The organism is Microcystis sp. CS-574 (assembly GCF_028329095.1).
Taxonomy (GTDB): domain Bacteria; phylum Cyanobacteriota; class Cyanobacteriia; order Cyanobacteriales; family Microcystaceae; genus Microcystis; species Microcystis ichthyoblabe_A.
In genome coordinates this window covers 1-6776 of record NZ_JAQMSY010000219.1, presented here as the reverse complement: position 1 = coordinate 6776, position 6776 = coordinate 1, and the positions used below count along the sequence as shown (strand labels likewise).

General features: G+C 41.6%; 4 protein-coding genes and 1 tRNA gene. 3 read left to right on the top strand and 2 right to left on the bottom strand.

The annotated features are described in order from the left end of the window. The first annotated feature begins 251 nt into the window (after nucleotides 1-251). Nucleotides 252-3671, top strand: a complete 3420-nt coding sequence (locus PN470_RS17835) for an Eco57I restriction-modification methylase domain-containing protein (protein ID WP_272104890.1) — start codon at nucleotides 252-254, stop codon at nucleotides 3669-3671. 424 nt (nucleotides 3672-4095) lie between these two features. Here PN470_RS17835 and PN470_RS17830 read toward each other — a convergent pair. Continuing rightward, nucleotides 4096-4168 (bottom strand) — tRNA-Arg (locus tag PN470_RS17830). Nucleotides 4169-4225: 57 nt separating this feature from the next. On the opposite strand from PN470_RS17830, the gene surE reads away from it, so the two are divergent. Both surE and PN470_RS17820 read left to right on the top strand, forming a co-directional pair. Continuing rightward, nucleotides 4226-5038: a 5'/3'-nucleotidase SurE gene (gene surE / locus PN470_RS17825; RefSeq protein ID WP_002778245.1), complete on the top strand. Its 813-nt coding sequence runs from the start codon at nucleotides 4226-4228 to the stop codon at nucleotides 5036-5038. Nucleotides 5039-5085: 47 nt separating this feature from the next. Then, nucleotides 5086-5667, top strand: coding sequence for a DUF3727 domain-containing protein (locus PN470_RS17820; protein WP_016516150.1), 582 nt, complete (start codon nucleotides 5086-5088; stop codon nucleotides 5665-5667). A 246-nt stretch (nucleotides 5668-5913) separates the two neighbouring features. Here PN470_RS17820 and PN470_RS17815 read toward each other — a convergent pair whose 3' ends face one another. Continuing rightward, the gene (locus PN470_RS17815) at nucleotides 5914-6744 is read right to left on the bottom strand and encodes a metal ABC transporter permease (protein WP_271936127.1); all 831 of its coding nucleotides are present in this window, start codon (nucleotides 6742-6744) and stop codon (nucleotides 5914-5916) included. Between the last annotated feature and the right edge of the window lie 32 nt (nucleotides 6745-6776).

Here is a 6776-nt window from a genome sequence, read left to right as displayed (position 1 = left end):
GATCAAACCCAATTCAAGGGGGATTTAGGGGGATCTAACCCAATTCAAGTCCCCCTTATCAAGGGGGATTTAGGGGGATCTAACCCAATTCAAGTCCCCCTTATCAAGGGGGATTTAGGGGGATCTAACCAATTCAAGTCCCCCTTATCAAGGGGGATTTAGGGGGATCAAACCTTTTGCTATATTAAATGTATCTCCAATCTCAGCGAAGCGAATTGGATTGGTTCATAATTTATCGATATTTATCCATTATGCCCCTCAACTTCTCCCGGACTCGCGACTTATTATCTAACTTCCAATTTGGGGAACTGTTTATCGAGGAATTGGGATGGTCTCATCCTCGCGCAAAAAAAACTGTTAGTATCACCGTTGACAACCAAGAATATCCCTGTCAACGGATTGCGGAAGTGTCCGGAGTAGCAGTATTAGAGGTGACAACTACCGATATACCCGATGCGAAACTTCGTCGGGACATTCACCAGCAAGTTATCGAAAGAATTGCCGAAAATCTGCTAATTTTCGTCGATGGGGGACGGACACGCAGTTTATGGTACTGGGTAAAAAGAGAGGGAAGTAAAAGTTATATCCGTGACCATCTTTATATAAAAGGACAACCGGGAGATTTATTTCTCGGTAAACTAGCGGAATTAGTCCTCGATATCACCGATTTTGAAGATGGGGAACCCTCCGTGGTGGAGGTGGCCCATCGCTTACAAAAAGGTTTCGATATCGAAAAGATTACCAAGAAATTTTATCAGGAATTTCAGCGAGAGCATTTACAGTTCCTCCCCTTTATCCAAGGAATCGATCGAGAAAGCGATCGAAAATGGTACACTTCGGTTATTCTCAATCGTTTAATGTTCGTCTATTTCCTGCAGCGCAAGGGATTTATCGATAACGACTTCAACTATCTGCAAAACCAATTACAAGCAAGTCAACGACGCGGGAAAAATTTATTTTATCGTCAGTTTCTGCAAACCCTCTTTTTTCAAGCATTCGCTCAACCGGAATCCCAACGAGATGAGACAGTAACTGCATTGGTGGGAAAAGTCAAATATCTTAACGGAGGATTATTTCTCCAACATCCCCTCGAAAATCTTTATCAAAACATTTGTATTGATGACCAAGCATTTGAGAATATCCTCGATTTATTCTCCCGTTACTCCTGGAATCTTGACGACACTCCGGGGGGAAGCGATGACGAAATTAACCCCGATGTTTTGGGATATATCTTTGAAAAGTACATCAACCAAAAAGCTTTCGGTGCTTACTATACCCGTCCGGAGATTACTGAATATCTCTGTGATAGGACGATTAATAAATGGATTGTCGAGAGAAGCAATCAACATTATCCCCGCAAACAATTTGCCAGTATTTCTGAACTACTAATTAATCTCGATTCTCCCCTCTGTCAGCTTCTGATTGAAGATATTCTTCCCCAGCTTTCTATTTTAGACCCTGCCTGTGGTTCCGGTGCTTTTTTAGTGGCTGCGATGAAGACATTAATCGGAATTTATAGCGCGGTGATTGGGACAATTGAACTACGGGGAGACAGTAAATTAAAACAGTGGTTAACAGAGGTAAGAAAATCCCATCCCTCCCTCGGATATTACATCAAAAAAAGAATTATTTCCGATAATCTCTACGGTGTCGATATCATGGAGGAAGCGACGGAAATCGCAAAACTGCGTTTATTTCTCGCTTTAGTTGCTGCCGCACAATCGGTGACAGAATTGGAACCCTTACCGAATATTGATTTTAATATCATGTCGGGAAATTCCCTCATCGGGTTAATTCGCGTGGACGAAAAAAGTTTTAATCTCATGGGAGAGGAAAACATTCTGCAAACCCTCACCGCGCAAAATTATCAGGCAATTCTCGCGGAAAAAAACCGCAGTATTGAATTATACAAAGAACACGCTTTTCGATTGGGAGAAGTAGAGGGAACCCCCCAAGAAAACCGTCTCCAGATGTTACGCAATCACATCGAGGATGTCAACCGCGAATCGGTGCAGAAATTAAACCAAATTCTCTTAGATGAGTTTAGCGGTAAGTTGTCAATTAAGTACGAATCCGCACAATTAACGGGAAAAGCAAAGAAACGTTTATTAACTCTCTCTGATATGCAGTCCCTGAAACCCTTCCACTGGGGTTATCACTTCGATAAACTGATTACAGAAAAAGGTGGTTTTGATGTGATTATCACCAATCCCCCTTGGGAAGTCTTTAAACCGCAAGCGAAAGAATTTTTTTCTCAGCATAGCGACTTGGTGACTAAAAATAAAATGGACATCAAGACGTTTGAAAAGGAACAGAAAAAACTGTTAACTAATCCCGAAATCGCTCAAGCATGGTTAGAATATCAAAGTCAATACCCCCACGTTAGTCTCTATTTTCGTTCCTCGGAACAATATAAAAATCAAATCTCTATTGTCAATGGTAAAAAGCAAGGGACGGATATTAATCTCTATAAGCTTTTTGTTGAACAATGTTTTAATCTACTCCATCCCCAGGGAGAATGTGGAATAGTTGTTCCCAGTGGAATTTATACCGATTTAGGAACCAAACAACTGCGAGAAATGTTATTTTCTCAGACAAACGTGACAGGATTATTTTGTTTTGAAAATCGTAAAGAAATTTTTGAAAATGTCCATAGAAGTTTTAAGATTGCTATCTTAACTTTTGAGAAAAATAAACAAACTCTTTCCTTTCCTGTGGAGTTTATGCGTCACGATGTTGAGGAATTACAACGGTTTCCCCATAAAGATAGTTTAGTAATTAGCGTCGATTTAATCCGCAAACTATCCCCCGATTCCCTCTCGGTGATGGAATTTAAACAAGATATAGATATTCATATCGCAGAAAAAATGTCTCGTTTTCCCCTGCTAGGAGAAACCCTTCCCGATACATGGAATCTCAAGTTAACTCGCGAATTTGATATGACTAATGATAGTTATTTATTTAAAACTGAACCCGCAGAAGGAAGACTACCCCTCTACGAAGGAAAAATGATTCATCAATTCACCCATCGGTATGCTTTACCGAAATACTGGTTAGATGAAAAAGAAGCAAGACAAGCTTTATTAAAACGCGGTGAAGTCGATAAAGGTCAAATCTTAGACTATCAAACCTATCGTTTAGGATTTCGGTCAGTTTCATCAAGTACAAACGAACGCTCTTTAATTTCTAGTCTGATACCTAAATCAGTTTTTTGCGGAAATTCGTTATCTATTAGTGAGTACGAACAAAATAATTTTCAAGAAAATGAGGCATTCAAATTTTTCATTGTTACCATTTTAAACAGCTTTTTAATTGATTGGATGCTTAGACAAAAAGTTAGTCAAAACCTAAATTTTTTCTACATCTATCAGCTACCTATCCCCCGACTAAAAGAGGGAGATAAATATTTTCAGGAGATAGTAGAAAATGCGGCGAAATTGATTTGTACTACAGAAGAATTTGAGCAATTAGCGAAAGAAGTGGGGATAGGTTCCCATAAAAATGGAGTCACAGAAGAAGCAGAAAGAATGGCAATTAGAGCCAAATTAGATGCAATAGTTGCCCACTTGTATGAATTAACCTTAACAGAATTTCAACATATATTAAGTACCTTTCCCCTCGTCCCCGAAAGCGTCAAAACTGCCACCCTCAAAGCTTATCAAAACCTGTAGGGGAATTATGAATTATGAATTGGGAAGTGGGGAAATTGAACTAAAACCCCATAAACCCCAAAACCTGTCCCTTGACTGGAAAATAGAAGCTAAAATAACGCCAATTCTTCAATCAGAATAAATCCCTTGAGTAGAGGCTACATATCAGGAGAGTCACTCCACTTGCAAGAGTGACTCTTAAATTATTACAGATGTATCAGCAGCCGCGTGTAAGCATCCCACCGAAAAACTAATGCGCGGGGGGTTTGGGGGCGGCGCCACGCCCCCAACGGGGGGTTTGGGGGGTAGAACCCCCCAAAAACTTGGATTGAGCAATAAAATCGCAAGTAATACTCAATCCCTTGAGTAGAGGCTACATATCAAGAAAGGCACTCCTACCCCCAACGGGTAGGGTTGATTCATGAATCAACCCTACATTACTGAACGAGTACGGAGGGAGTCGAACCCCCGACACCCAGGACCGGAACCTGGTGCTCTATCCTCTGAGCTACGTACCCACGATAAAATACCATTACATTATACCACTAGCCGGCGCAGTAGAGAAGAAATTTCCCATGACTAGCGATCGCTCTTTAAAATTACTTATCAGTAACGATGACGGTATTTCCGCGCTAGGAGTCCGCACCCTTGCCAACACCCTCGCTGCCGCCGGTCATCAAGTCACCGTAGTTTGTCCCGACGGCGAGCGCTCTGCCACCGGTCATGGCCTAACCTTACACCATCCCATCCGGGCCGAACAGGTGGAAGGAATTTTTCATCCCGAGGTGATTGCCTGGTCCTGCTCGGGAACCCCCGCCGATTCGGTAAAATTTGCCCTTAGTGCCGTCCTCAAAGAGCCTCCCGATTTAGTTTTAGCCGGCATTAACCACGGGTCTAATCTCGGTACTGATATCCTCTATTCTGGCACGGTTTCCGCGGCCATGGAGGGATTAATCGAAGGTATTCCCAGTATTGCTGTTAGTCTGGCCAGTTTTAAAGCCTGTGATTTCCAACCGGCTGCGGATTTTGCCCTCACTTTAGTCAGAAAAGTCACCCTTAACCCTTTTCCTGTTCCCACTTTACTCAATGTCAACGTCCCTCCGGTTAGTAGTGCCGAAATCAAGGGAGTGAAAATCACTAGGCAGGGATTGCGACGCTACGAGGAAACTTTCGAGAAAAGACTGGACCCCAGGGGTAAAAGTTATTACTGGTTAATTGGGGAAGTGGTGGAGGATATCGAACAACCGGACTACAGCCATTTACCCCCGGAAGTGCCTACGGATGTGCGCGCTATTGGCGAGAATTTTATCACCATCACGCCCCTACAATACAATTTAACTGATGTACAGGGTTTTCAACATTTGCACCGGAATTCTTGGCTTGATTGAGGAGCATCTCATGATATTCTGATTCAATCATTAGCGTTTAAGAGCCTATGTCCCCTCAATTTAATTTTCAAGAAAACGAACTCGAAGAAGCGGATGTCATAACCCTTTGGGATGAGCAAGGTCGATCGCTAGACTGTTATATTGAGAATGCCTATGAAACCGATGACCTTACCTATATGCTTCTTGTCCCCGTGGATACCCCGGTGATGATTCTAGCTTGGGATGAGGAATCGGAGGAAGAAGAATCTGATGCCTTCTTAATCGAAGATAGTGAGGAAATTGAGCGGATTTTCGCCGATGCTAAGGCAGTTTTAGCCGAATTAGACCTATTGCTCAAATCCACTGCTCACACCTTAACCGTTAGTGGTGAATTACCTCCCCTAGAAGAAGATAATGTTCTCAGTTTAGAAATCGATAGCGATGAACCTTCCTCGTCATCAGAGCCGGAAGAATTGCAATTTCTCGCCAGTTTCTTTTCCGAAGACCAAAAATACTCGATTTACAGTCCCCTTGCTCCTTTGTTATTCTTAGGCGTCGGTGATGGGGAAGGGAAAGTTGAATTAGTTTCCCCCGATGATGACGGTATGGGACCGATTCTAGAGGAACTTTTGTTTGATGAACTCGATTAATTACTTGATTTTACCAAATCCGCCGACCAAATTTATCGATAAATCTAGTCACAGTATATCTTTCGGGATTTCATCATCATTGCGATTAACACGGATTTGGTATTCTTTCTTTAAATTACGGCGTTTCTCATAAAGATGAAGTATAACCTAACTTGGTATTAACGACTGGCTCCTGTCTCCCGAAAATAAAAACCTTATACCTCACTATTAAGATAAATGCTATATCACCACAACTAGGGGAGAGCTTTAAAGATTAGCTATTTTTCTGGTGATAGTGAGGATGAAAGGTTTCCAAGCAAGACTGATTAAATAACCCAATCCTGCCACTAAAATAATTGTCGCCCCCGAGGTGAGATTTAAACTATAGGATAACCATAAACCAACTAAAGTAAAGACAATTCCTAAAATAATCGCTAGAACCATCATTCCCTTCATATTTTTAACAAATTGTCCACTGATAGCGGCGGGAATAGTTAACAAAGCAATTACCATAATTAATCCTACTACCTGCATTACTGCCACAATAGTTAAAGCGGTTATTCCCATTAAACCTAAATAAATTATCTCCACGGGAATATTACGAATAATCGCAAAGGTTTCATCAAAAGATATGGCTAACAACTCCTTATAAAAGATACTAACTAAGGCTATAATTAATATATCTATGCCCGCCATTATCCATAAATCATCCCTCGGTACAGTTAAAATACTACCAAAAAGATAACTCATTAAATCAGCTTTATACCCGGGGGTTAAATCAATAAAAATTACCCCAATCGCCATACCAATCGCCCACATTACCCCGATTAAAGTATCAGCTCTCTCCCGGATGCGACGCTGTAAAAACCCCATGCCTAAAGCCGAAAAAAAGGTAAAAAATATCGCCCCCACCAGGGGATTAATCCCAAAAAAATAACCGATTCCTATCCCTCCATAGGCAGCGTGAGCGATTCCCCCACTGATAAAAACCACGCGATTAACTACTACTAAAGTACCCACAATCCCACAGGCAATACTAACTAATATTCCTGCGGCAATCGCATGGCGCATAAAATCAAATTGTAAAGCCTCTAGCATAAGGTGTGGGGTGTGGGGTGTGGGGTGTGGGG